This window comes from Caenimonas sp. SL110, assembly GCF_001044395.1.
In the GTDB taxonomy this organism is placed as follows: domain Bacteria; phylum Pseudomonadota; class Gammaproteobacteria; order Burkholderiales; family Burkholderiaceae_C; genus Ramlibacter.
In genome coordinates this window covers 123,896-145,103 of record NZ_JANU01000003.1, presented here as the reverse complement: position 1 = coordinate 145,103, position 21,208 = coordinate 123,896, and the positions used below count along the sequence as shown (strand labels likewise).

The window sequence follows — 21,208 nt, the reverse complement described above, 5'->3', positions numbered from 1 at the left end:
CTTCCATGAAATTACGAAACAAACGACTGTTGCTCGCCGCGGGCCTGCTGTTGGGCCTGGGTGTGGCTGCGGCGCTGGTGATGAATGCCTTTCGCAGCAACCTGGTGTTTTTCTACACGCCCACGCAGGTGCATGGCGGCGAGGCGCCCAAAGGCCGGGTGTTTCGGGTCGGCGGTCTTGTCGAAGCCGGCAGCGTGCGCCGCGAGGGCGTGCAGGTTCGCTTCCGGGTGAGCGACACCGTGCAGGCGATGACCGTCGAATACCAGGGCATCCTTCCCGACCTGTTCAAGGAAGGCAAGGGCGTCGTGGCCCAGGGCAGCATCAAGGACGGCGTGTTTCGCGCGCAGGAAGTGCTGGCCAAGCACGACGAGAACTACATGCCGCCCGAAGCCGCAGAAGCACTGGAGCGGGCACGCAAGGCCGGCCCGATCAAGACCACCGGGGCGGGCACATGATCGCGGAGCTCGGACACCTGGTGCTCTGGCTGGCGTTGGCGGCCACGCTGGTGCAGGGCGTGCTGCCGCTGGTCGGGCTGGCGCGCGGGCGTACGGACTGGGCGGCGATGGCGCGACCGATGGCGCATGTGATTGCGGTGCTGGTCGCTGTTTCATTCGTGGCGCTGGCAGCGAGTTTTGTGCGCGATGACTTCTCGGTGCTGTATGTCGCCGAGCACTCCAACACTGCGCTGCCGGTGGCCTACAAGGTGGCCGGGGTGTGGGGCGGACACGAGGGATCGCTGTTGCTGTGGCTGTTCATGCTGCAGGTCTGGACGGTGGGCGTGGCGCGCTTCAGTCGTCACTTGCCGCACGCGATGGTGGTGCGTCTTTTGAGCGTGCTGGCCTGGGTCGCGACGGGGTTCCTGCTGTTCATGCTGCTCACCTCCAACCCGTTCGAGCGGCTCTGGCCGGTACCGGTCGATGGGCGTGACCTGAACCCGCTGCTACAGGACCCCGGCATGGTGATTCACCCGCCGATGCTCTACATGGGTTATGTGGGTTTCTCGGTCGCGTTTGCCTTTGCCATCGCGGCCTTGCTGGGCGGTGAGCTCGATTCGCGCTGGGCCCGCTGGACGCGGCCCTGGACCACGGCGGCCTGGGTGTTCCTCACCTTCGGCATCGCGCTGGGCAGCTGGTGGGCGTACTACGAACTGGGCTGGGGCGGCTGGTGGTTCTGGGACCCGGTCGAAAACGCATCGTTCATGCCGTGGCTGGTGGGCACGGCCCTGATCCACTCGCTGGCCGTCACCGAAAAGCGCGGGGCGTTCAAGGCCTGGACTGTGCTGCTTGCCATCCTTGCTTTTTCGCTGTCGCTGCTGGGGACCTTCCTGGTTCGCTCGGGCGTGCTGAGTTCGGTGCATGCGTTTGCGTCGGACCCCAAGCGCGGCCTGTTCATCCTGGCGTTTCTCTGTGTGACCGTCGGTGGTGCGCTGTGCCTGTATGCGTGGCGCGCGCCGCGTGTGGGTCTGGGTGGACGCTTTGCGATGTTCTCGCGCGAGACCCTGCTGCTGGTCAACAACGTGCTGCTGCTGGTCGCTACTGCGGCCGTGTTGCTCGGCACGCTCTACCCGCTGGCGCTTGATGCTTTGGGCCTGGGCAAGATTTCGGTCGGCGTGCCGTACTTCGAAGCCGTGTTCGCGCCGCTGATGGCGCCTGCGCTGTTCCTGATGGCGGTCGGGCCGATGGTGCGATGGAAGCAGGGCGAGCTGCCCCCGCTGGTCAGGCGGCTGCGATGGGCGCTTGCCGTCGCGGTCATGGTGGCGGTGTTGAGCGCGTGGGCTGCAGGTCGTATCGGCTGGCAGGCCGTGCTGGGGTTTGCCGCAGCCTACTGGATCGTCTTTTCGATGCTGGCCGAGTGGATGCCGCCGGGCGCCTCGTGGCCCGAGCGCTGGCGACGCCTGCGTGCACGTTCGCGGGCCGAGTGGGGGATGTGGCTGGCCCATGGCGGCATCGCGGTGTTCATCATCGGCGTGGTCATGGTCAAGAACTACGAGCAGGAGCGCGATGTGCAGGCTCGAGCTGGCGACACGGTGACCTTGTCGGGCTATCAGTTCCGCTTTGTGGGTGTGCAGGACGTGCAGGGCCCCAACTACCAGGCGGCACGTGCCACGGTTGAAGTGCGGCGCGGTGACAGGTTGCTGGCCACCATGCATCCCGAAAAGCGCGTGTACCGCGTTCAGCAGAACCCGATGACCGAGGCGGCCATCGACACGGGACTCACGCGCGACCTGTACGTCGCGCTCGGTGAGTCGCTGGACGATGGCTCCTGGACCCTTCGGGTCTACATCAAGCCGTTTGTGGACTGGATCTGGGGTGGATGCCTCCTGATGGGTCTGGGTGGTGCGCTGGCTGCGAGCGATGCGCGCTATCGGCGTCGCGTGCGCGAGAAGTCAGCCGTGCCCGCGGATGCGGGGCAGGGGGTCGCTGCATGACGCTGATGAAGCAATGGAAGGTGGTCGTGCCGCTGGTGCTGTTCCTGGTGATGGCGGTCTTTCTCGGGCTGGGCCTCGGACGCGATCCGCGCGAGGTGCCCAGTCCCTTCATCGACAAGCCCGCACCGGCACTGGCGCTGCCCCGCCTGGACGATGCACAGGTGATGCTGCGCCGCGACGACCTGCTCGGCCAGGTGTGGATGCTCAACGTCTGGGCCAGCTGGTGCGCAGCCTGCCGTGAAGAGCACGCCACGCTGGTCGCGCTGTCCCAGCGCAAGCTGCTGCCGATCTACGGGCTCAACTACAAGGACACGCGGGTTGCCGGCCAGGCATGGCTGCGCCGGTTCGGCAATCCGTACACCGCCTCGGCCTTCGACGAAAAGGGAAGCGCCGGCATCGACTGGGGTGTCTATGGGGTACCCGAGACATTCGTGATCGATGCGCAGGGCCGTGTGCGTTTCAAGCATGTCGGCGCGCTCACCGAAGAAGTGATTGCCACACGCATCGAGCCCCTGCTCAAGAAACTGCGGCCCTGAGATGAAGATGATTCACACCGTCGTCCTTGCCCTGTGCCTGGTCCTGTTGACGGGAGCAGGCGCTCGCGCCGCCGAAGCACCGCCGACTGCCGCAGACCCCCAACTGGAGGCGCGCGTGCTGGCCGTCTCGGCTGAACTGCGCTGCCTGGTCTGCCAGAACCAGACCATTGCCGATTCGCATGCGGGCCTGGCCATCGACCTGCGCGAGCAGGTGCGCCAGATGCTCAGGCGCGGCGACAGCGAGGCACAGATCATTGAATTCATGACCACGCGCTATGGCGACTTCGTGCTCTACCGCCCGCCCGTGCGTCCCAGTACCTGGCCGCTGTGGTTCGGGCCGATCGTGCTGCTTTTGGCTGGCGTGGCCGCCATGCTGTGGCACCTGCGCCGCCGCGCCGCGCTGGGCGACGGCGCCTTTGAAGATGACAACGAGAACCTGCAATGACCCATCCACTTCAGCGACTGCGCCAGCAAATCGGCGATATCGACCAACTCCACAAGGACGGCATGGTGTCCGACCAGCTGCACTCGGAGACCCGCGCGAGACTTGAGCGCGAGCTGGTCGAGCAGGTGCTTGCCGGACCGCTGGTTGCAGCCGTGACCCAGGCGCCGGTTGACCGGTCATCGATCGGGCTCTGGTCGGCGGTGGGTGCCGGCATTCTCATCATCGGAGGCGCAGGCTACTGGTGGGCCGGGTCACCGGGCGCCTTGACCGCGCCCGTTGCCTCGAATGCGTCAGGCACGGCTGCCACGCAACAGGCGCAGGCACCGCAAGCGCCGCACGCCCTGGGCAATGAACAGATGCTGGCCATGGTCGAGGCGCTGGCCGACCGGCTCAAGGCGAAGCCCGAAGACGCCGAGGGCTGGGGCATGCTGGCCCGCTCTTACGCCACCTTGGGCCGGCATGCCGAATCGTTGCCGGCTTATGCCCGCGCGCTCGCGCTCAGCCCCGGCGACGCCACCCTGATGGCCGACTACGCCGATGCGCTCGCACTGCAACAGGACCGCAAACTGGCCGGTGCGCCGTTGGAATGGGTCAAGCGCGCGCTGGCCCTGGATGCCAACCAGCCCAAGGCACTGCTGCTGGCGGGCACCGAGGCGTTCAATCGCAAGGACTATCCGCAGGCGGCCCGATTCTGGGAAACGGCAGTCAGGAGCGGCCCGCCCGAGAGCGCGCTGGTCAAGCAGGCGCAGGCGGGGCTCGACGATGTGCGGCAACTGCAAGGCGCTGCGCCCGCAGCTCCCGTGTCGCCCGCGGCCCCCGTGTCACCTGCCAGTCCCGCGCCGGTGGTTGCCGCTGCAACGGGCGCGCGCGTGAGCGGCAGCGTCAGCATGGCACCGGCGCTGATGGCAAAGGCGCAGCCCGGAGACACCGTGTTCATCTTCGCGCGGCCGGCCGATGGCGCGCGCATGCCGCTGGCGCTGCTCAGGCGTCAGGTGAAGGATCTTCCGATGAACTTCGAGCTCGACGACACCCTGGCCATGAGCCCGCAGGCGAAGCTGTCATCGGCGCAGCGCGTGATCGTCAGCGCGCGGGTGAGCAGGAGTGGTCAGGCGCAGCCGCAACCGGGCGATCTGGAAGGCGCCAGCGAGCCGGTGGCGGTGGGTGCCACGGGCCTCAAGCTGGTGATCGAGCGGGCGGTGCCCTGAGCCTTGGCAGACCTCGCCAGGCGCCGCTAGGCCTGGCCGTGCCGGGTGTCGAACTCGATGCCCATCTCCTGCAGCAGCGGCGTGGGCAGGATGCCACCGGCGCAGACGATCACTGCGTCATTGGGCCGGGCCATGCGTCCCGCCTTGCCTTTCAACACCACGCGTGACGGCTCGATGGCCTCGACCTGCGATTCCAGCAGCAGCTCGATCCGACCGTCGTCGGCTGCCTGCTGCAGTGCGCTGCGGTTCTTCTGCTTGACGCGGCTGAAGGCGTCGCTGCGATAGGACAGCTGCACCGTCGTGCCGGGCTGCTGCGACAACTGCAATGCCGCTTCAAGTGCGCTGTCCCCACCTCCCACCACCAGCACATGCTGACCGCGATACTGCTCGGCATCGACTAGCCGGTAAACGACTTTGGGCAGTTCCTCGCCGGGCACGTCCAGCTTGCGGGGCGACCCGCGCCGACCGATGGCCAGCAGCACCGATCGCGCCCGATGGGTGCCTGCCGAGGTATGCACGACAAAGCTCCCGGCATCAGGCTCGATGCGTTCCATACGTTCGCGAAAATGCAGCTTCAGGCCGGTCTTGCGCACGATGTCGTGCCAGAACTCGAGCAGGCGCTCCTTGGACACCTCGGTCATCCGCACCGTGCCCACCAGCGGCAGCTTGACCGGCGCGGTCATGGCGATCTTGGCGCGCGGGTAGTGATAGACCGCGCCGCCCATCGAGTCCTCCTGCTCGATCAGCCGATAGCGCAGCTTGTGCTCGATGGCCGCCAGCCCTGCCGCGATACCAGCCGGTCCCGCGCCGACGATCAGCACGTCGAGTTCATCGGGCGAAGCCGCCTTGCGACGGCGCACGGCGTCGATGGCCTGCACACCCTGGCTGGCCGCCTTGCGTATCAGGCCCATGCCGCCGAGTTCGCCTGCTATGAACAGACCCGGCACATTGCTCTCGAAGTCCGGTGAGACCCGCGGGATGTCGATGCCGCGACGCTCGGTGCCGAACACCAGCGTGATCGCCTCAACCGGACACGCCGCTGCGCAGGCCCCATGGCCGATGCAGGAAGACGCATTGATCAGGGTTGCGCGGCCATTGATGATGCCCAGTGCCCCTTCGGGGCAAGCGCTGACGCATCCGCCCGAGCCGATGCAGCGGGCCGGATTGACGACCGGATGCAGGGAGGCGGGCTCGTTCAGGCCCGCTTGCCGGGCCTCGATCTGCGCGGCGGCGTTGCCACGCTCGCGCCGCGCACGCAGCAGCAGGTGCGCGCCGATTGCCGCACCGGCGATTGCGCCATACAGGAGCAGGTACTCCATGTTCATCGGACTATCGTGCCACGCGAAACTGAACCGGGCGTTAAGGGGCGCGCTTGCGCAGGATCAAGTCCGGTGAAAGGTGGGGGTGATAGCGTTGCCGCAGGAGAAATGATGCGACTGCTTTTGCTCGAAGATGACGAGACGCTGGGTGAGGCGCTGGGCGGGTTCCTGCGCCTCGAAGGTCATCTGGTCGACTGGTTCACGCGCCTGCCCGACTGCCGGACGGTCCTGGGCGAGCCGTACGACGCGCTGCTGGTGGACTGGCAGTTGCCCGATGCATCGGGTGTCGACTGGATACGGCAGATGCGCGAGCAGGGCTGCGTGACGCCCATCATCATGCTGACGGCGCGCGACCTGCTCGGGGACCGGATCAAGGGCCTGGACTGTGGCGCCGACGACTACATGGTCAAGCCGTTCCAGCCCGAGGAGCTGGCTGCCCGGCTGCGGGCGCTTCGCCGGCGCGCGGTTTGCCAGGGTGCGCCGCGCGTTCGCCTGAACGATGAAGTCGAACTGGACATGAGCGCCAGATGTGCCTGGCGCAATGGCGTTCGGGTCGAGCTGACGGCCCGTGAGTGGCTGCTGCTGGAGGCGCTGGCCGCGCGGGCGGGCCGGGTCGTCTCCAAGTCCGACCTTGAGGCCCTTTCGTGCGGGGTGGAAGGGGAGTTGGCAAGCAACGTGCTGGAGGTCCATGTCTTCAACCTGCGACGCAAGCTGGGTCGCACCGTGATTGAAACCCTGCGCGGCCTGGGCTACAGGGTGCCTCGATGACGCGCCCGTTGCCAACGCTGCAGGGCGAACTCTCGCGCACGCTCACCCTGGTCAGCGTGGGCTGGCTTCTGGCGATCGTGCTGGTCGTTGTCTGGGGCGTCCAGCATGAGGTGCAAGAGCTGATGGACGACGCGCTGCGCGAGTCGGCCGAGGTGGTCTACGGGATGATTTCGGTGCATGCCTTGCTGCCCGACGAGGCGCAGGACGGCGTGCTGCCGGCGCCGCCCCATGTCGAACACATGATCTGGCAGGTCGTTGGCGCGCAGGGGCTGGTGATGCGCCGATCGCACATGGCCCCATCGACGCCGCTCATGCCTGTGTTCGTGCCGGGCCTGTCCGACACGCCCGACGGCTGGCGGGCTTACGCCATGGCCCTGCCGGAGCCCCAGCAGGTCCTGTACGTGGCGCAAACGCGGTCAGAGCGGGCCGAGTCGCGCTATGAGGCCGCCATCTTCGTGGCCCTCAGCGCCCTGGGCGTGAGCCTGCTGTTCATCCTGGTCATGCGCAACCGCGTTGAGGCAGGCCTGCGTCCGCTGCGTGATTTGACGCGGCAGATCAAGACCTACGATCCGCTGCTTGCGGCAACCGCGCTGCCAGAGTCCACGCGAGCCGAAACAGCCGATGTGCGCGCGGCCACCCGGGATCTCGGTGCGCGCCTGGCCCGGCGTGTGCTCAACGAACAGGCCTTCGGTGCGCACGCTGCGCATGCCCTGCGCACGCCGCTGGCAGGCATGGATGCGCAACTTGCGCTGGCCCAGCGCGAGGTCGGCGATGACGCCCGACCCCGCATCGTCAAGGCACGCGCCGAGGTGCAGCGGCTCAAACGTGTCGTTGCCTCCTTGCTGGCCCTGTTTAGAACCGGCACTGAGCTGGAGCTGGCGCCTGTGTTGCTGTCCGACCTGGCCGCGCGCCTGCCGATGGACGACATTGACCTGCAGGTGCGCGGCTCGGGTTTGCTTCGAGCGGATGTCGGACTGCTGAGTGCCGCGCTCGCAAACCTGCTGGACAACTCGGTACGGCACGGCGCCCGCACGGCCTGGCTGAGCCTGCAGGCAGAGGGCAGGGTCCAGTGCCTGATTCTTCAGGACGATGGTCCCGGCGTCAGTGACGAACGGCGCGCCGTGCTGCAGGCCAGCCTGGCAGAAATGGACGGCGAGTCGCAGTCCGGGCTCGGCCTGAAGCTGGCACACCTGGTGGCGCAGGCCCACCACGGTTCGCTGCGCCTGGAGCCAGCGCCCCAGGGAACTCACGGCTTTGTCGTGGCCTTCAGGCTGTGGGAGCGGGAAGAGCCGAAAGGCGGCTCGGTCGGGTCGCCCTGAAGCCAGCGCATCCGCCCTGGCGCATCACTCTAGCGCTGCTGCAATTGCGGCGGCCGCTGCGGCTTGGGCCTCAGGCCCGGTGTCACGTTCAGGTCTTCGGCGTTGTCCTTGCGCAGCACCTTGAACCTGGAAGGAGTCCCCGGCTTGAGCGCGGCCACGCTGGAAAGCAGCTCCGACACATTGGCGATCTCCTTGCCCGCGACTTCGACGATCACGTCGCCCGGGCGCACGCCGGCCTGGGCGGCAGGGCCGTTTTGCAGCACGCCGGTGATCAGCACGCCGCGCCTGGCCTTCACGCCAAACGTTTCCATCAGCTCGGGCGACAGGTCCGCCGGCTCAACGCCGATCCAGCCCCGACGCACGACGCCGTCTTTCACGATGCCTTCGAGCACCAGCTTGGCCGTTGACACCGGAATCGCGAAGCCGATTCCCATGCTGCCGCCGGACCGCGAATAGATGGCGGTGTTGATGCCCATGAGGTGTCCGTTCACGTCCACCAGTGCGCCGCCCGAGTTGCCGGGGTTGATGGCCGCATCGGTCTGGATGAAGTTCTCGAAGGTGTTGATGCCCAGCTGGTTGCGGCCCAGCGCGCTCACGATGCCGCTCGTGACTGTCTGCCCGACGCCGAACGGGTTGCCGATGGCCAGCACCTGGTCGCCCACTTGCAGTGCGTCTGAATTACCCAGGGTGATGACCGGCAGGCGGTCAATCGAAATCTTGAGAATGGCCAGGTCGGTATCAGGATCGGTCCCCATCACCTTGGCGTTCACCTTGCGGCTGTCGGCCAGCACCACCTCGATCTCGTCCGCGCCTTCAACGACGTGGTTGTTGGTGAGGATGTAGCCGTCGTTGCTGATGATGACGCCGCTGCCCAGGCCCGCCTGCGGCTGGCTGCCCTGCTCGCCGAAGAAAAAGCGGAACCACGGATCGTTCGATTTGGGGCTGCGGTCGGCCGCCTTGCTGGTGTTGATGCTCACGACGGCGGCCGACGCGCGCTGCGCTGCCTGCCGGAAGCTGCCGGCAGGGGGCGGCCCCGAGACAGTGGCTGCGGGCGCCTCCACCAGCGAAACCCGGCCCATGCCGGGTGGCGTGCGGCCGAGCCACTCGGGCTTCAAGGTTCCGACGACGAAATAAGCGGCCAGCAGGACCGTAACGGCCTGGGCAAACAGCAGCCAGATGCGACGCATGGTGAGGGGAGAAAAATGAGTTGCGGCAAGTGTAAGGCTCGCGCGCGGATCGGGGGCGCACGCGGGCCATGGCGCAAGCCATGCGGCGGCTCAGAGGACGTGCGGCACCATGTGGGCCTGCCTGTGCCGACGCGGCCCGAGGTTGGCTTGCTCGACCGCCACGACTTCACCGGTCGCAGGGTCGAGCATGGCTGCGCGCGACAGCACCTTGCGCGCAGCCTCTGCCATTCGCTGCGCGTCGTGCAGCAGATCCTCCACCGGTTCAGGGCCGCCCGACAGGTGCACCACACCCACGCCGATATCTGCCCGGACCTGGACCCGCTCGCCACCGGCGCCGGTCAGCTCGATGGGCTTGCGCACGCTGCTGGCCACCCGCAGGCCCAGCGTGCGCAGCCACGAGGGTGACGGAATGGTTTCCACCAGCGAGATGAAGCAGCGGTCGTAATACCGCCCCACCGTGTTGACCACGCCGACCTGCCGCTGGATGCGACTGGCGATGGCGATGTACATGTCGTTGACCGCGGCAGGCCCGAGCTGCGCGGCGATGCGATCGACGTCGAAGACCATGATGGCGATCACCGCACCGTCGCGCCTGGTCCTGCGGCGGCGGCGTTGCGCCTTCAACAGTTTCTGCACCAGGCCGATGCCGCTGTGCAGCTTGGTCACAGGGTCGAACTGGGAGGATGCGCTGCTGCCGGCTTCGCGCCGGGTCTGCCGCTCCTGCCGGTTGCGCTGCCACAGCACGAAGCCGATGAAACCGTTGGCCAGGACAGCGCTCAGCGCGAACAGCGCGTGCAGCCACGGGCTCATTGCATCCACTTTCGCCGCCACGGTGTACAGGCCCGCAATGGCCGGCAGCACAAAAAAGCATCCGACTGCCATGACAGAGGCCAGCCGGTCGCCCAGCATCCAGGCGCGAACCGTGAGCCACAACGTGGCAGCCGCGCCAACCAGCGAGAGCGCAGCAGCGGCTGCCAGCTGGTTGTGGACCGGCAGCGCCAGGCAGGCGACCCCACCCACGGGAAGCACCAGCGCCGAGCCGCGCAGCACGGCGGACATGACGCGGTCGCGTTGCGATGCCTTGAGCCACGACCGGATCCAGAAATTGGACAGTGCTACGCAGACCGGCCCCACCAGCACCTGAAGGGCCTGGGTCACACGCCCATCTGCGGTGAGGCCGACATGACTGGTGATGTTGCTCAGGACCAGTGCGCCCAGCAGGACGACCAGGTGATAGGCCACGCCCAGGAGTTGACCGCGACCCGGGCGTGCAATCAGATCGGCGATGCGCGCCAGCGCCACAGACGCGATTGCGCCCAGAGCCATGCTCCAGATCATGAGTTCGAGCGCTGTCACGACGAAAACCTCCCGATGGCCGACTTCTGGAAATCATTATTGGCTTGTGCGACACAATTGAACAATGGCAAGTTCACAACAGCTCCTGCAGGCATTCGACGGCCTGCTCCAGCCTGCGCGGTTCAAGGATTACGGGCCCAACGGCCTGCAGGTCGAAGGCCGCGACGACGTGCGCCGGATCGTCTCGGGTGTCACGGCGAGCCGAGCCTTGATCGAAGCGGCCATCGCGCAGCAAGCCGATGCGATCTTCGTGCACCACGGCCTGTTCTGGCGCGGGCAGGACGGACGCATCACCGGCTGGATGAAGCAGCGCCTGTCGCTGCTCCTGGCTCACAATATCAACCTGTTCGCCTATCACCTGCCGCTCGATGCCCATCCCGAACTGGGCAACAACGCGCAGCTCGGGCAGAAGTTGGGATGGGTGGCCGATGCCCGATTCGGCGAGCAGGACCTGGGCTTCATCGGCCAGCGTGGCGATGCAGGCGCATTTGCCGATGCCGCCGCGCTTGCCTCGCACGTCGAGGCCTTGCTGGGGGCGCCCGTGCGGTGGGTGGCGCAAGGCAACAAGCCGATTCGCCGCATCGCCTGGTGCACTGGCGGCGCGCAGGGCTATTTCGAGTCCGCGATTGCGGCGGGTGCCGACGCCTTCATCACCGGCGAAATGTCGGAGCCGCAGGCGCACTACGCGCGGGAGTGTGGTGTTGCTTTTCTGGCCTGCGGCCACCATGCCAGCGAGCGCTTTGGCGCGCCCGCCGTCGCCGGACACGTTGCCGCGCAACTGGGCATCGAACACGCCTACATCGAGATCGACAATCCCGCATGAAGCCCATTGCAATCACCCTGGGCGATCCTGCAGGAATCGGCCCCGAGATCATCGTCAAGGCTTTTCGGGCCGCGCCGGATGCAACGCGCGGTGCGTTCGTTGCGGGTGACCTGGCAGCGCTCAGGCGTGGGGCCAACGCTGTTTGCAGCCCGGGAAAAGTCGAGATTCCCATTGCCGTGATCGACGACCCAGGCGAGGCGCTGCACTTGCCGCCGCACTGCATCGGACTGCTGCAGGCCGCTGATGCCTTGTCATCGCTGCCGGCCCTTGGTGTGGTCAGTGCGCAAGCGGGCCGCATGGCCGCGCAGTGCGTGACATGGGCCACGCGCGCGGCCCTGCGCGGTGAGATTGCCGCATTGGTGACGGCGCCCCTGCACAAGGAAGCCCTCTTCGCTGCGGGTGTGACGTTCCCCGGCCATACCGAACTGCTTCAGTACGAGGCGGCGCAATTTCTGGGCAAACCGGTGCAGGACGTGCCGGTGCGGATGATGCTGGCCAATGACGAGCTGCGCACGGTGCTCGTGAGCATTCACGTGTCGCTTCGCGATGCGATTGCGGCGGTGTCGACGCAGAATGTGCTGCAGACGATTCGCATCACGCATGCAGCGCTCACGCGCGAACTCGGACATGCGCCGAGGATCGGTGTGGCGGGGCTCAACCCCCATGCCGGTGAGGGCGGGCTCTTCGGCCGTGAAGAGATCGAGGTGATCGCGCCTGCCATCGAGGCGGCCCGCGCCGAGGGAATCGACGCAAGCGGCCCCTTTGCCCCCGACACGGTGTTCATGCGGGCGCGCGCCAGGCCGGGCTCAACAGGCGAGTTCGATGTGGTGGTCGCGATGTATCACGACCAGGGCCTGATCCCGGTGAAGTACCTGGGTGTGGAAAAGGGCGTCAACGTCACGCTCGGGCTGCCGCTGGTTCGGACCAGCCCCGACCACGGCACCGCTTTCGATATCGCCGGTACCGGCAAAGGCGATGCGTCCAGCCTCATCGAGGCGCTCCGGATGGCGCGCCGGATGTGCGCCCGGTCGCAGGCTGGCTAGCTGGCGCGGCCGCGCAGGCTGTCGCGGATTTCGCGCAGCAGCACGACGTCTTCGGGCGTCACGACCGGGGCCGGCGCAACCGGTTCGGTACGGCGCAGGCGGTTGACCTGCTTGACCATCATGAAGATCACGAACGCCAGGATGATGAAGTTCACCGCGACCGTGATGAAGCTGCCGTAGGCCAGCACCGGAACGCCCGCTTTCTTCAGCGCGTCGAGTGTCATGGCTGTGCCTGCGGGCACCTGGCCGAGCACGACAAACAGGCTGGAAAAATCGAGCTTGCCGAAGATCGAACCAATGATCGGCATGATGATGTCGCCCACGAGCGAATCGACGATCTTGCCAAAGGCCGCGCCTATGATCACGCCGACGGCGAGATCCATCACGTTGCCCTTGACGGCGAATTCCTTGAACTCCTGCATCATTCCCATGTTGGTCTCCTCATCAGTGGAGCGGAGTATGCGTCAAGCCAGAACCGACCGGTAGCGTGCTGTGCATTTGAATGGGCGAGAAGCGCTCCGCTACAATCGACGGTTGACTCCAATAAGCGATTCCTCGAGGACCCCCATGAGTGACACCCCAGTGGACGCCAGCAAACGGACGTGGCTGATTGCGTCTGGTTGTGCCGGCGCAGTTGCGGCCCCTTTCGTCGCCACTCCTTTTGTCAGCAGCTTCCTGCCCTCCGAAAAAGCCAAGGCCGCCGGCGCCGCGGTGGAAGTGGACATCTCGGCCCTCAAGCCGGGCGAGAAGGTCACCGTCGAATGGCGCGGAAAACCCGTCTGGATCATGAAGCGCACGCCCGAGCAGCTGGCGTCGCTCGCCAAGACCGAGCCGCAGCTGGCGGACCCCAATTCCGAGCGCAAGGCCTATCCCACTCCCGAATACGCGCGCAACCAGCATCGCTCGATCAAACCCGAAATCTGGGTTGGCGTCGGCATCTGCTCGCATCTGGGGTGCTCGCCTTCCGACAAGCTCCAGCCCGGCCCGCAACCTTCGGTGCCCGATGACTGGCAAGGCGGCTTCCTGTGCCCATGCCACGGTTCCACGTTCGACGTCGCCGGCCGCGTGTTCAAGAACAAGCCCGCGCCCGACAACCTGGAAGTGCCTGCGCACATGTACCTTTCGGACACCCGCCTGCTGATCGGCGAAGACAAGAACTCGAAGGCTTGAGGGTCACATGGCTGAATTCAAGGAAATCTCTCCCAACGCGAGCGCCAGCGCCAAACTGGCGAACTGGTTCGACAACCGGTTCCCTTCGGCCGGGGCCGCTTACAGGAACCACCTGTCGGAGTACTACGCTCCGAAAAATTTCAACTTCTGGTACTTCTTCGGCTCGCTCGCACTGCTGGTGCTGGTGATCCAGATCGTCACCGGCATTTTCCTGGTGATGCACTACAAGCCGGACGCCGCCAAGGCGTTCGAGTCGGTCGAGTACATCATGCGGGACGTGCCCTGGGGCTGGCTGGTGCGCTATATGCACTCGACCGGGGCCTCGGCATTCTTCGTGGTCGTGTACCTGCACATGTACCGGGGCCTGATCTACGGCAGCTATCGCAAGCCGCGTGAACTGGTCTGGGTCTTCGGCTGCGCGATTTTCCTGGTGCTGATGGCCGAAGCCTTCATGGGCTACCTGCTGCCATGGGGCCAGATGTCGTACTGGGGCGCCCAGGTCATCGTGAACCTGTTCTCGGCCATCCCGTTCGTCGGCCCTGACCTCGCACTGCTGATTCGCGGTGACTATGTGGTGAGCGACGCCACGCTGAACCGCTTCTTCAGCTTCCACGTCATCGCCGTGCCGCTGGTGCTGCTGGGCCTGGTGGCCGCGCACATCCTGGCTTTGCATGATGTCGGCTCCAACAATCCTGACGGTGTCGAGATCAAGGGTCCGAACGCGCCTCGCAACCCGGACGGCACGCCGATGGACGGCATCCCTTTCCATCCGTACTACTCGGTGCACGATATCTTCGGCGTCGGCGTGTTCCTGATGGTCTTCACCGCCATCATCTTCTTCGCGCCTGAGCTGGGCGGCTATTTCCTGGAGTACAACAACTTCATCCCGGCCGACCCGCTCAAGACGCCAGCGCACATCGCACCGGTCTGGTACTTCACGCCGTTCTATTCGATGCTGCGTGCCATCACCACCGAGATGATGTATGTCCTCTCGGCGATCCTGGTGGTGTCGGTGGGCTTCGTTCTGCTCAAGACGCGAGCTGCAGCGGCCATCAAGGCCGCGCTGCTGGTGGTCGCATTCGCGTTCCTGTGGATGTTCGGCGCCTTCGGTTTCACCGGTGTGCGTCTGCTCGAAGGCATTGACGCCAAGTTCTGGGGCGTGCTGGTGATGGGTGGCGCGGTCATCATCCTGTTCTTCCTGCCCTGGCTGGACAAGAGCCCGGTGAAGTCGATCCGCTACCGTCCCGACTGGCACAAGTGGGTTTACGGCGTCTTCGTCGTCAACTTCATCGTGCTCGCCTACTACGGCGTGCAGCCGGTGACCGATCTGGGCACGCGCATCTCGCAGGCCGGCACGATCTTCTATTTCGGCTTCTTCCTGCTGATGCCGTGGTGGAGCAGCAAGGGCACGTTCAAGACCGTGCCTGATCGCATCACCTTCGCTGGTCACTGAAGCAGCGAGACATGACAATGAAAAAAATCATCCTCACTCTCCTCGTGGCATTCGGATTTGCCGCCGGCGCTCAAGCTGCAGGCGGTGACACCGTCGTCTGGGACAAGGCGCCGCAAAAGACCAATGACCTGCCTGCGCTGCAAAACGGTGCCAAGCTGTTCATGAACTATTGCCTGAACTGCCACTCTGCAGCGTTCATGCGCTACAACCGGTTGACGGACATCGGCCTGACCGAGCAGCAGATCAAGGAAAACATGTTGTTCGCGACCGACAAGGTTGGCGAAACCATGAAAGCCGCGATCGACCCGAAGCAGGCCAAGGAATGGTTCGGCGCGAATCCGCCAGACCTGACGCTGGTTGCGCGCTCGCGTGCGGGTCACGGTGGCACCGGCGCTGATTACCTCTACACCTACCTTCGCACCTACTACCGCGACCCGGAAAAAGCCACGGGCTGGAACAACCTGGCCTTCCCCAGCGTCGGCATGCCGCACGTCCTGTGGGAGCTCCAGGGTGAGCGCCAACCGATTTTCGAGACGCAAAAGGTCCATGGCCACGACACCAAGGTTCTCACGGGCTGGAAGCAGATCACGCCTGGCACCATGACCCCCCTGCAATACGACCAGGCAGTGGGCGACCTCGTCGGCTACATGCAATGGATGGCCGAGCCGTCGCAGAACACGCGTGTGCGTGTTGGCGTCTGGGTGCTGATCTTCCTCGGCATCTTTACTGTGATCGCCTGGAGACTGAACGCGGCCTTCTGGAAAGATATCCACTGACAACGCGGTCCGGCCCATAAAGCCGGTTTCGCGCCCATGAGCACGGTCCGGCTTTCGCCCGACCGTGTTTTCACTTTGATTTAGGAGCCTCCATCATGATGGTGCTGTATTCGGGAACCACCTGCCCCTTCTCCCACCGTTGCCGTTTCGTGCTGTTCGAAAAGGGCATGGACTTCGAGATCCGTGACGTCGACCTGTACAACAAGCCGGAAGACATCAACGTCATGAACCCGTATGGGCAGGTGCCCATCCTGGTCGAGCGTGACCTGATCCTGTATGAGTCGAACATCATCAACGAGTACATCGACGAGCGTTTCCCGCATCCCCAGCTGATGCCCGGCGACCCGGTTGACCGTGCACGCGTGCGCCTGTTCCTGCTCAACTTCGAGAAGGAACTGTTCGTTCATGTGAGCACGCTGGAGTCGCGGGCATCCAAGGGCAACGAGAAGATGCTGGAGAAAGCGCGCGCGCACATTCGCGATCGCCTGACGCAGCTCGCCCCGGTGTTCCTCAAGAACAAGTACATGCTGGGTGACAACTTCTCGATGCTCGACGTCGCGATCGCCCCTTTGCTGTGGCGCCTGGATTACTACGGCATCGAACTCTCCAAGAATGCGGCGCCGTTGCTGAAATACGCGGAGCGCATCTTCTCGCGCCCGGCTTACATCGAAGCGCTCACGCCGTCCGAAAAGGTCATGCGCAAGTAAGCGTTCCAGCTTTCAGCCGGTAGCAGCTCATGAACGCCCTCGAATCCACTTCGACACGTCCGTACCTCATCCGCGCCCTGTACGACTGGTGCACCGACAACGGCCTGACGCCGTATGTCGCCGTGCTGGTCGATGACACGGTGCAGGTGCCGCGCGAGTACGTGAAGAATGGCGAGATCGTGCTCAACATCAGCTTCGATGCGACGAGTTCGCTCAAGCTGGGCAACGATTTCATCGAGTTCAAGGCCCGTTTCGCTGGCAGTGCGCGCGACATCATGGTTCCGGTGAGCCGTGTCATCGCCATCTATGCACGCGAGAACGGCCAGGGCATGGCGTTCCCCGTACCGGTGGCGGCAAGCGGTGGCCAAGAGGCGGCCAAACCGTCGCCGCTTTCCAGCGTGCCCGCTGCCGGCATTACGCAGGCAAGCGACGACGCCAAGGTGGTCCAGCTTGTTTCGCCGGATCATTCCGCTGCAGGAGACGAAGGCCACGACACCGATCCGCCGAGACCGCCGACCGGCCCGCGGCCTGCCTTGAAGCGCGTGAAGTAACGACGCAACCCAGCGTGCTCGCGCAGTTTCCCTCGCGAGCGCTTTAGAATCTTTTCCATCGCCGATTTAGCTCAGTTGGTAGAGCAACCGCCTTGTAAGCGGTAGGTCATCAGTTCGAATCCGATAATCGGCACCAGTCAACCAGGCGCACCATGAAGAAACTACTTCTCCTGCTTTCCTTCGTGGCCCTCCTTCCGGCCTGCGCCTCGGTCGAGTACGGCTCCTGGCTTGACCAGATCGGCAAGCGCCCCAATCCGCCGGTGGAAATGAGCCCGGACGAAGCGGTCGCCCTGCGTGACCAGGCCATGCGCCTGCGGTCCGAGGCCGATGCCATCCGCACCCAGCTCGCCTCCGAGACCGATCGCGTACAGCGGTTTCGCTACTACAGCGAAATTCGCAAGATCGACGACGAGCTGGTGCCCATCGAGCGACAGCTGCTCGATGCGCGGCGCCTGTCGCGCGCACCAGGCCTGGCGCCGGGCTGATCGAGACACCCGCTGCACGCCGGACTGATCGGTAAGGAAGGCGCGTTTTGGACCCGACCGACCTGAATTTCACTTACTCCATCGTTGGCCCTCCGATGAGCGTCGTGCTGGGCACGCGCATGCAGCCGCGCGACTACGCATCGACCGGCCTGAGCATCGACATGCGCGACTCCCGCCGTATCCCCGGTCGCAACTGGATGGAGTGGGTGCTTCTTCGCAATGAAGGTGAGTGGGTTGGCCGCGTGCGCAAGCGGCCCTCTGCAGCGAGGCTGTGGCTCGAACGCCATGGGTTGGTGCTGGCGGTCACCGCTCTGGGCCTGCTCGCACTGGAAGTCGCTGCTGCGCTGGCTTGGACTTTCTTTTATCTCTGAGCCAGAGTCAGGCGATCCGCATGAAGTCATCCGAAGACGTCCTCACGATCGACCCGGTCGCGATGAACGTGGTCAATCGCATTGCCTGTGGCACGAACCTGGCGGGCAACCTGCTGTTCGAAGGCGGTGTGCTGGTGCAAGGCCGGCTGGGCGGAGATGTGCAGGTGAACGGCCGCGTCATCGTCTGGACAGGCGGTGTCATCAGGGGAAAGATCCGGGTGCTGGGCGACATGTATGTCTTCGGGCAACTGGGCGAGCTCGGGGCAGATCCTGGCGAAACCATGGTCGAATGCCTTGGCACGCTGTATGTTGCCAACACCGGCGTGACCACGGGCATCCTGACCGCGCATCACCTGATGCTTTACGAAGGTGCAGACTTGCGAGGACCCTTCACGACATTGCGTTCGGAAAGGTCTCTGCCGGTGCTCGATGACCGGGTCGCGCCTTTGCACCCGGCTTCACCGGCGGCGTCGTCCGCAGGATTTCAGTCCGGCAATTTTTGAAATTGACAAAAAGGGGTTCCCGCCATGTCCGACACGCGCAACTCGAACCATGACGACAGCCCCGATGACAGCCCGGACCGCCAGGGCAGCCCTTCACAGGTGCCGCTGGGCAGCAAGATGCCGGGTCAAGCCAGGAAGATGCCCGTGCTCGGAGGTGCGCCGGTTGAAGGCCGATCTTCCGAACGAACGGACGAGTCGGGCCTTTCAAAAAGCGAAATTGCAGACGGCCTGAACTTCGAGGGCAATGCCGTTCTCACCGGGGTTTGCACCGTCAAGGGCCGTGTGCAGGGCAACCTGACCCAGGCGCCCGAAGCAAAGATCACGGTTGTCGTCACAGAGACCGGACATGTCAAAGGCGACATCGTTGCCGACCAGATTTCCGTGATGGGCCGAACCGAAGGGCTGCTCGATGCGACCGGAGGTTCCGTGTCGCTGCACGACTCGGCCAACGTGTCCGGTCACGTTCGCTACTTCCGCTTGCAGGTCAATGGCAGCGACCTGAACGCAACACTGGAGCGAGCGCCTGCAAGAGCGACCGCCGCGTCCACCGCGTCTGCGCCAATTGCGCCAGTCGCGCCGCAGCCCACTCAACCACCGCAAGCAGATCCAGAAACCGGGGTGATGCCGTGAGCGCGCATGGCCCTGTCGCCGTTGCCCCGGGCTTTTGCCTTGCGCGCTGACAACCGCCGTGCAGGCCGTTCCTTCAAGCGAAGTGTTGCGCCAGGCTGCGCTGCAGGCGAGCTGGCGCCGCGACATGCGCGTGGGTCTTCGGCGCCGCGCCTGGCGATGGGTCGAGTGGCTGCTCACGCGGTGGTGCCTGCCGGTGCTGGCGGCGGCCCTGCTGGGACATGTCCCGTCAAGCCTGCAACCCGATCGGTCGTTCGTGCAGGTCGCGCCTGAAGGTATCGTCCTGAAACCGTCATTGACTCCAAACCTACCTCCACAGGAGAAGAAATGAGCAGCAAACCGCAACCGACCACGCCCCGCCTGGTGCCCGTGGACAAGCTTTCGGCGATTTCCAGCCTGGTGGCCGAAGGGGCGGTGTTCACGGGGCACTTCCAGTCGCCGCTCGACCTGGGCATCAAGATCGACGGCGTGCTGGAAGGCAACATCATGTTCGGAGAAGGCGGCACGATCCATATCGGCGCGACGGGCGTGGTGCACAACACCCGGCTGGAGGCCGATTACATCTACATCGAGGGCAAGGTCAGCGGGTCTGTGGTCGCGCGCAAGTCGCTCGAAATCACCGGTTCCGGAACGCTGCTGGGCGATGCAAGCTACGACGATGTGCTGGACATCCATCCACGAGCCAAGGTGCGAGGCAAGCTGGAATATCGCGGTGTGATCGAGGGGCAGGGCGACACCCTGAGATAGGCGGGCGAAATGATTGCTTTTAGCGTACTTCGACCTTCAGGCGAATTGAGGTAACCTGCGTCCCCCGGGCTCGCAGATGAGCTATCAAGGCAGGCACCACCTGCCTGAGTTTTGCGGCCCCGGCGCTGGTGTCCACCAGCAGGCACCAGGCCTCGCCATCGATGGGGCCGGGCCGGATGGCGGACCGCAGCGGTGCTGGTATCAGCTGTTCCACCGCCTTGAGCCGTTCACCGGATTCGCGAGCGAGTTGCGCGAGTTGCGCGAGCATCGGCGACTCTCCGGCGGCCTGCTGGAGCGAGACGGGATGCAGGCGGCGGTCCAAAGGGCGGCGGTCCATGAGTCGGTGGGATGAATTCTAAAAAGCTGACGAGATGACGTGAGGGGATAAACAGTGCATTTCATTATCACGGATGCATGGCTGGCCAAAAGCCGCGCCGTGCACCTGAGCGGCACCAAGCTGGTTGTCGCGGTGGTCGGGCTTTCGCTGCTCATGATGATGCTGGCCGCAGGCATGTATCACTGGGTGTTTCTCAAGGGTGCGCGCGAAGGCTGGCCCATCGTTGGCACGCTCGTGAAGCTGGTGGTCAAGGATGAGTTCGAGCAGCGTGACAGGTTCATGCGCGAGAACCTCGATGTCATGGCCCGCAAGCTGGGCGAAATGCAGGCGCGCATGGTGCAGCTCGAAGCATTGGGCGAGCGCGTATCGGGTCTCGCCGGCATCAACACCGCCGACCTGAAGGTGCCGGCTGGCCAGGGCGGCGCGCTGGTCTCGGGTCGCCCGCTTTCCATGGTGGAGTTGCAAGCCACGCTGGACGACCTCGAAAAGCTCACCGGCCGCCACACCGACGTGATGACGGTGATGGAGTCGCGGCTCTTTGACCAGCACATCCGCAACAAGATGATTCCCACGCAGCAGCCGGTCAAGGGCAGCCATCTGGGCTCTTCGTTCGGCTGGCGCCTGGACCCGTTCACCGGCCGTTCTGCGTTGCACACGGGGCTCGACTTCCAGGCAGACCCCGGCACGCCGATCCTGGCTGCCGCAGGGGGTGTCGTGGTCACGCAGGAAGCCCATCCCGCATATGGAAACATGGTCGAAATCGACCACGGCAACAACCTCGTGACCCGCTATGCCCACGCGTCGCGTACCTGGGTCAAGACCGGTGACCTCGTCAAGCGTGGCCAGAAGATCGCCGAGGTCGGCACCACCGGCCGCTCCACCGGACCTCACCTGCATTTCGAGGTGATGGTGCAAGGTATCCCGCAGGACCCGCAAAAATTCCTGATGGCTGGCAACAACTTGACCCATGCACAGGGCACCCAGCTGGCGAAGTTGGCGCCGTCGTCTTCCCGCGTGCCCCAACAGGCTGCCATCGGCAGGTAAAATTGCCG

Annotated in this window: 26 protein-coding genes and 1 tRNA gene; 22 read left to right on the top strand and 5 right to left on the bottom strand. The window is 65.0% G+C overall.

Going from position 1 to position 21,208, the window contains the following annotated elements:
* Positions 1-5 precede the first annotated feature (5 nt).
* Genes ccmE through AQ12_RS02370 form a run of 5 tightly spaced genes read left to right on the top strand, consistent with a single transcriptional unit; the run spans position 6 to position 4,614 of the window.
* Positions 6-455: a cytochrome c maturation protein CcmE gene (gene ccmE / locus AQ12_RS02390; protein WP_048438239.1), complete on the top strand. Its 450-nt coding sequence runs from the start codon at positions 6-8 to the stop codon at positions 453-455.
* The gene (locus tag AQ12_RS02385) at positions 452-2,428 is read left to right on the top strand and encodes a heme lyase CcmF/NrfE family subunit (protein ID WP_048438238.1); all 1,977 of its coding nucleotides are present in this window, start codon (positions 452-454) and stop codon (positions 2,426-2,428) included. Before ccmE ends, AQ12_RS02385 begins: the two co-directional genes overlap by 4 nt.
* Positions 2,429-2,433: 5 nt before the next feature.
* Positions 2,434-2,964, top strand: a complete 531-nt coding sequence (locus tag AQ12_RS02380) for a DsbE family thiol:disulfide interchange protein (RefSeq protein ID WP_048438276.1) — start codon at positions 2,434-2,436, stop codon at positions 2,962-2,964.
* Position 2,965: 1 nt separating this feature from the next.
* Positions 2,966-3,409 (top strand): cytochrome c-type biogenesis protein, encoded by a 444-nt coding sequence (locus AQ12_RS02375; RefSeq protein WP_048438237.1) that lies wholly within the window; start codon positions 2,966-2,968, stop codon positions 3,407-3,409.
* Positions 3,406-4,614 carry a tetratricopeptide repeat protein gene (locus AQ12_RS02370; RefSeq protein WP_053076525.1) on the top strand — a complete coding sequence of 403 codons (1,209 nt, stop codon included), beginning with the start codon at positions 3,406-3,408 and terminating at the stop codon, positions 4,612-4,614. The genes AQ12_RS02375 and AQ12_RS02370 overlap by 4 nt, the downstream gene beginning before the upstream one ends.
* A 26-nt stretch (positions 4,615-4,640) precedes the next feature.
* Here AQ12_RS02370 and AQ12_RS02365 read toward each other — a convergent pair whose 3' ends face one another.
* Positions 4,641-5,939, bottom strand: a complete 1,299-nt coding sequence (locus tag AQ12_RS02365; RefSeq protein WP_048438236.1) for an NAD(P)-binding domain-containing protein — start codon at positions 5,937-5,939, stop codon at positions 4,641-4,643.
* A gap of 102 nt (positions 5,940-6,041) precedes the next feature.
* Here AQ12_RS02365 and AQ12_RS02360 point away from each other — a divergent pair, with 102 nt between their 5' ends.
* Together AQ12_RS02360 and AQ12_RS02355 are read left to right on the top strand one after the other, a co-directional pair.
* Entirely contained in the window at positions 6,042-6,701 is a 660-nt protein-coding gene (locus tag AQ12_RS02360; protein ID WP_238587626.1) for a response regulator transcription factor, read from the top strand.
* A complete protein-coding gene (locus AQ12_RS02355) occupies positions 6,698-8,020 on the top strand; it encodes a HAMP domain-containing sensor histidine kinase (protein ID WP_053076524.1) in 1,323 nt (440 codons plus the stop codon). The genes AQ12_RS02360 and AQ12_RS02355 overlap by 4 nt, the downstream gene beginning before the upstream one ends.
* 29 nt (positions 8,021-8,049) lie before the next feature.
* Here the strand turns inward: AQ12_RS02355 and AQ12_RS02350 are convergent, their stop codons facing one another.
* Together AQ12_RS02350 and AQ12_RS02345 are read right to left on the bottom strand one after the other, a co-directional pair.
* Entirely contained in the window at positions 8,050-9,207 is a 1,158-nt protein-coding gene (locus AQ12_RS02350; protein ID WP_048438235.1) for a S1C family serine protease, read from the bottom strand.
* 90 nt (positions 9,208-9,297) lie between these two features.
* A complete protein-coding gene (locus AQ12_RS02345) occupies positions 9,298-10,563 on the bottom strand; it encodes a diguanylate cyclase domain-containing protein (RefSeq protein WP_048438234.1) in 1,266 nt (421 codons plus the stop codon).
* Between the two features lie 64 nt (positions 10,564-10,627).
* On the opposite strand from AQ12_RS02345, the gene AQ12_RS02340 reads away from it, so the two are divergent.
* Positions 10,628-11,386, top strand: coding sequence for a Nif3-like dinuclear metal center hexameric protein (locus AQ12_RS02340; protein ID WP_048438233.1), 759 nt, complete (start codon positions 10,628-10,630; stop codon positions 11,384-11,386).
* Entirely contained in the window at positions 11,383-12,429 is a 1,047-nt protein-coding gene (gene pdxA / locus AQ12_RS02335; protein WP_048438232.1) for a 4-hydroxythreonine-4-phosphate dehydrogenase PdxA, read from the top strand. The genes AQ12_RS02340 and pdxA overlap by 4 nt, the downstream gene beginning before the upstream one ends.
* Here the strand turns inward: pdxA and mscL are convergent.
* Positions 12,426-12,860, bottom strand: a complete 435-nt coding sequence (gene mscL / locus AQ12_RS02330; protein ID WP_048438231.1) for a large conductance mechanosensitive channel protein MscL — start codon at positions 12,858-12,860, stop codon at positions 12,426-12,428. The genes pdxA and mscL overlap by 4 nt on opposite strands.
* A gap of 136 nt (positions 12,861-12,996) precedes the next feature.
* On the opposite strand from mscL, the gene petA reads away from it, so the two are divergent.
* From petA to AQ12_RS02270, 12 genes are all read left to right on the top strand, one after another.
* On the top strand, positions 12,997-13,599 hold the full coding sequence (petA, locus tag AQ12_RS02325; protein ID WP_048438230.1) for a ubiquinol-cytochrome c reductase iron-sulfur subunit: 603 nt from the start codon (positions 12,997-12,999) through the stop codon (positions 13,597-13,599).
* A gap of 7 nt (positions 13,600-13,606) precedes the next feature.
* Positions 13,607-15,052, top strand: coding sequence for a cytochrome bc complex cytochrome b subunit (locus tag AQ12_RS02320; RefSeq protein ID WP_048438229.1), 1,446 nt, complete (start codon positions 13,607-13,609; stop codon positions 15,050-15,052).
* Between the two features lie 17 nt (positions 15,053-15,069).
* Positions 15,070-15,828, top strand: a complete 759-nt coding sequence (locus AQ12_RS02315; RefSeq protein ID WP_048438228.1) for a cytochrome c1 — start codon at positions 15,070-15,072, stop codon at positions 15,826-15,828.
* 95 nt (positions 15,829-15,923) lie between these two features.
* Positions 15,924-16,535: a glutathione S-transferase N-terminal domain-containing protein gene (locus AQ12_RS02310; RefSeq protein ID WP_048438227.1), complete on the top strand. Its 612-nt coding sequence runs from the start codon at positions 15,924-15,926 to the stop codon at positions 16,533-16,535.
* A gap of 29 nt (positions 16,536-16,564) precedes the next feature.
* A complete protein-coding gene (locus AQ12_RS02305) occupies positions 16,565-17,086 on the top strand; it encodes a ClpXP protease specificity-enhancing factor (RefSeq protein ID WP_048438226.1) in 522 nt (173 codons plus the stop codon).
* 60 nt (positions 17,087-17,146) lie between these two features.
* Positions 17,147-17,222 (top strand) — tRNA-Thr (locus AQ12_RS02300).
* Between the two features lie 16 nt (positions 17,223-17,238).
* A complete protein-coding gene (locus tag AQ12_RS02295; protein WP_048438225.1) occupies positions 17,239-17,571 on the top strand; it encodes a hypothetical protein in 333 nt (110 codons plus the stop codon).
* A 47-nt stretch (positions 17,572-17,618) separates the two neighbouring features.
* Positions 17,619-17,942 (top strand): hypothetical protein, encoded by a 324-nt coding sequence (locus tag AQ12_RS02290; protein WP_152682641.1) that lies wholly within the window; start codon positions 17,619-17,621, stop codon positions 17,940-17,942.
* Between the two features lie 20 nt (positions 17,943-17,962).
* Positions 17,963-18,445: a polymer-forming cytoskeletal protein gene (locus tag AQ12_RS02285; protein WP_082151367.1), complete on the top strand. Its 483-nt coding sequence runs from the start codon at positions 17,963-17,965 to the stop codon at positions 18,443-18,445.
* 24 nt (positions 18,446-18,469) lie between these two features.
* Entirely contained in the window at positions 18,470-19,075 is a 606-nt protein-coding gene (locus AQ12_RS02280) for a polymer-forming cytoskeletal protein (protein ID WP_048438223.1), read from the top strand.
* A gap of 58 nt (positions 19,076-19,133) precedes the next feature.
* Positions 19,134-19,403, top strand: a complete 270-nt coding sequence (locus AQ12_RS02275) for a hypothetical protein (protein WP_048438222.1) — start codon at positions 19,134-19,136, stop codon at positions 19,401-19,403.
* Positions 19,400-19,819, top strand: coding sequence for a polymer-forming cytoskeletal protein (locus AQ12_RS02270; protein ID WP_048438221.1), 420 nt, complete (start codon positions 19,400-19,402; stop codon positions 19,817-19,819). Before AQ12_RS02275 ends, AQ12_RS02270 begins: the two co-directional genes overlap by 4 nt.
* A 19-nt stretch (positions 19,820-19,838) precedes the next feature.
* On the opposite strand, the gene AQ12_RS02265 is transcribed toward AQ12_RS02270, so the two are convergent.
* Positions 19,839-20,156 carry a DciA family protein gene (locus AQ12_RS02265; protein ID WP_369798947.1) on the bottom strand — a complete coding sequence of 106 codons (318 nt, stop codon included), beginning with the start codon at positions 20,154-20,156 and terminating at the stop codon, positions 19,839-19,841.
* Between the two features lie 54 nt (positions 20,157-20,210).
* Between AQ12_RS02265 and AQ12_RS02260 the strand changes: the two genes are divergently transcribed.
* Complete coding sequence (locus tag AQ12_RS02260; RefSeq protein WP_048438220.1) at positions 20,211-21,200, top strand: M23 family metallopeptidase; 990 nt, start codon at positions 20,211-20,213, stop codon at positions 21,198-21,200.
* Positions 21,201-21,208: the final 8 nt, after the last annotated feature.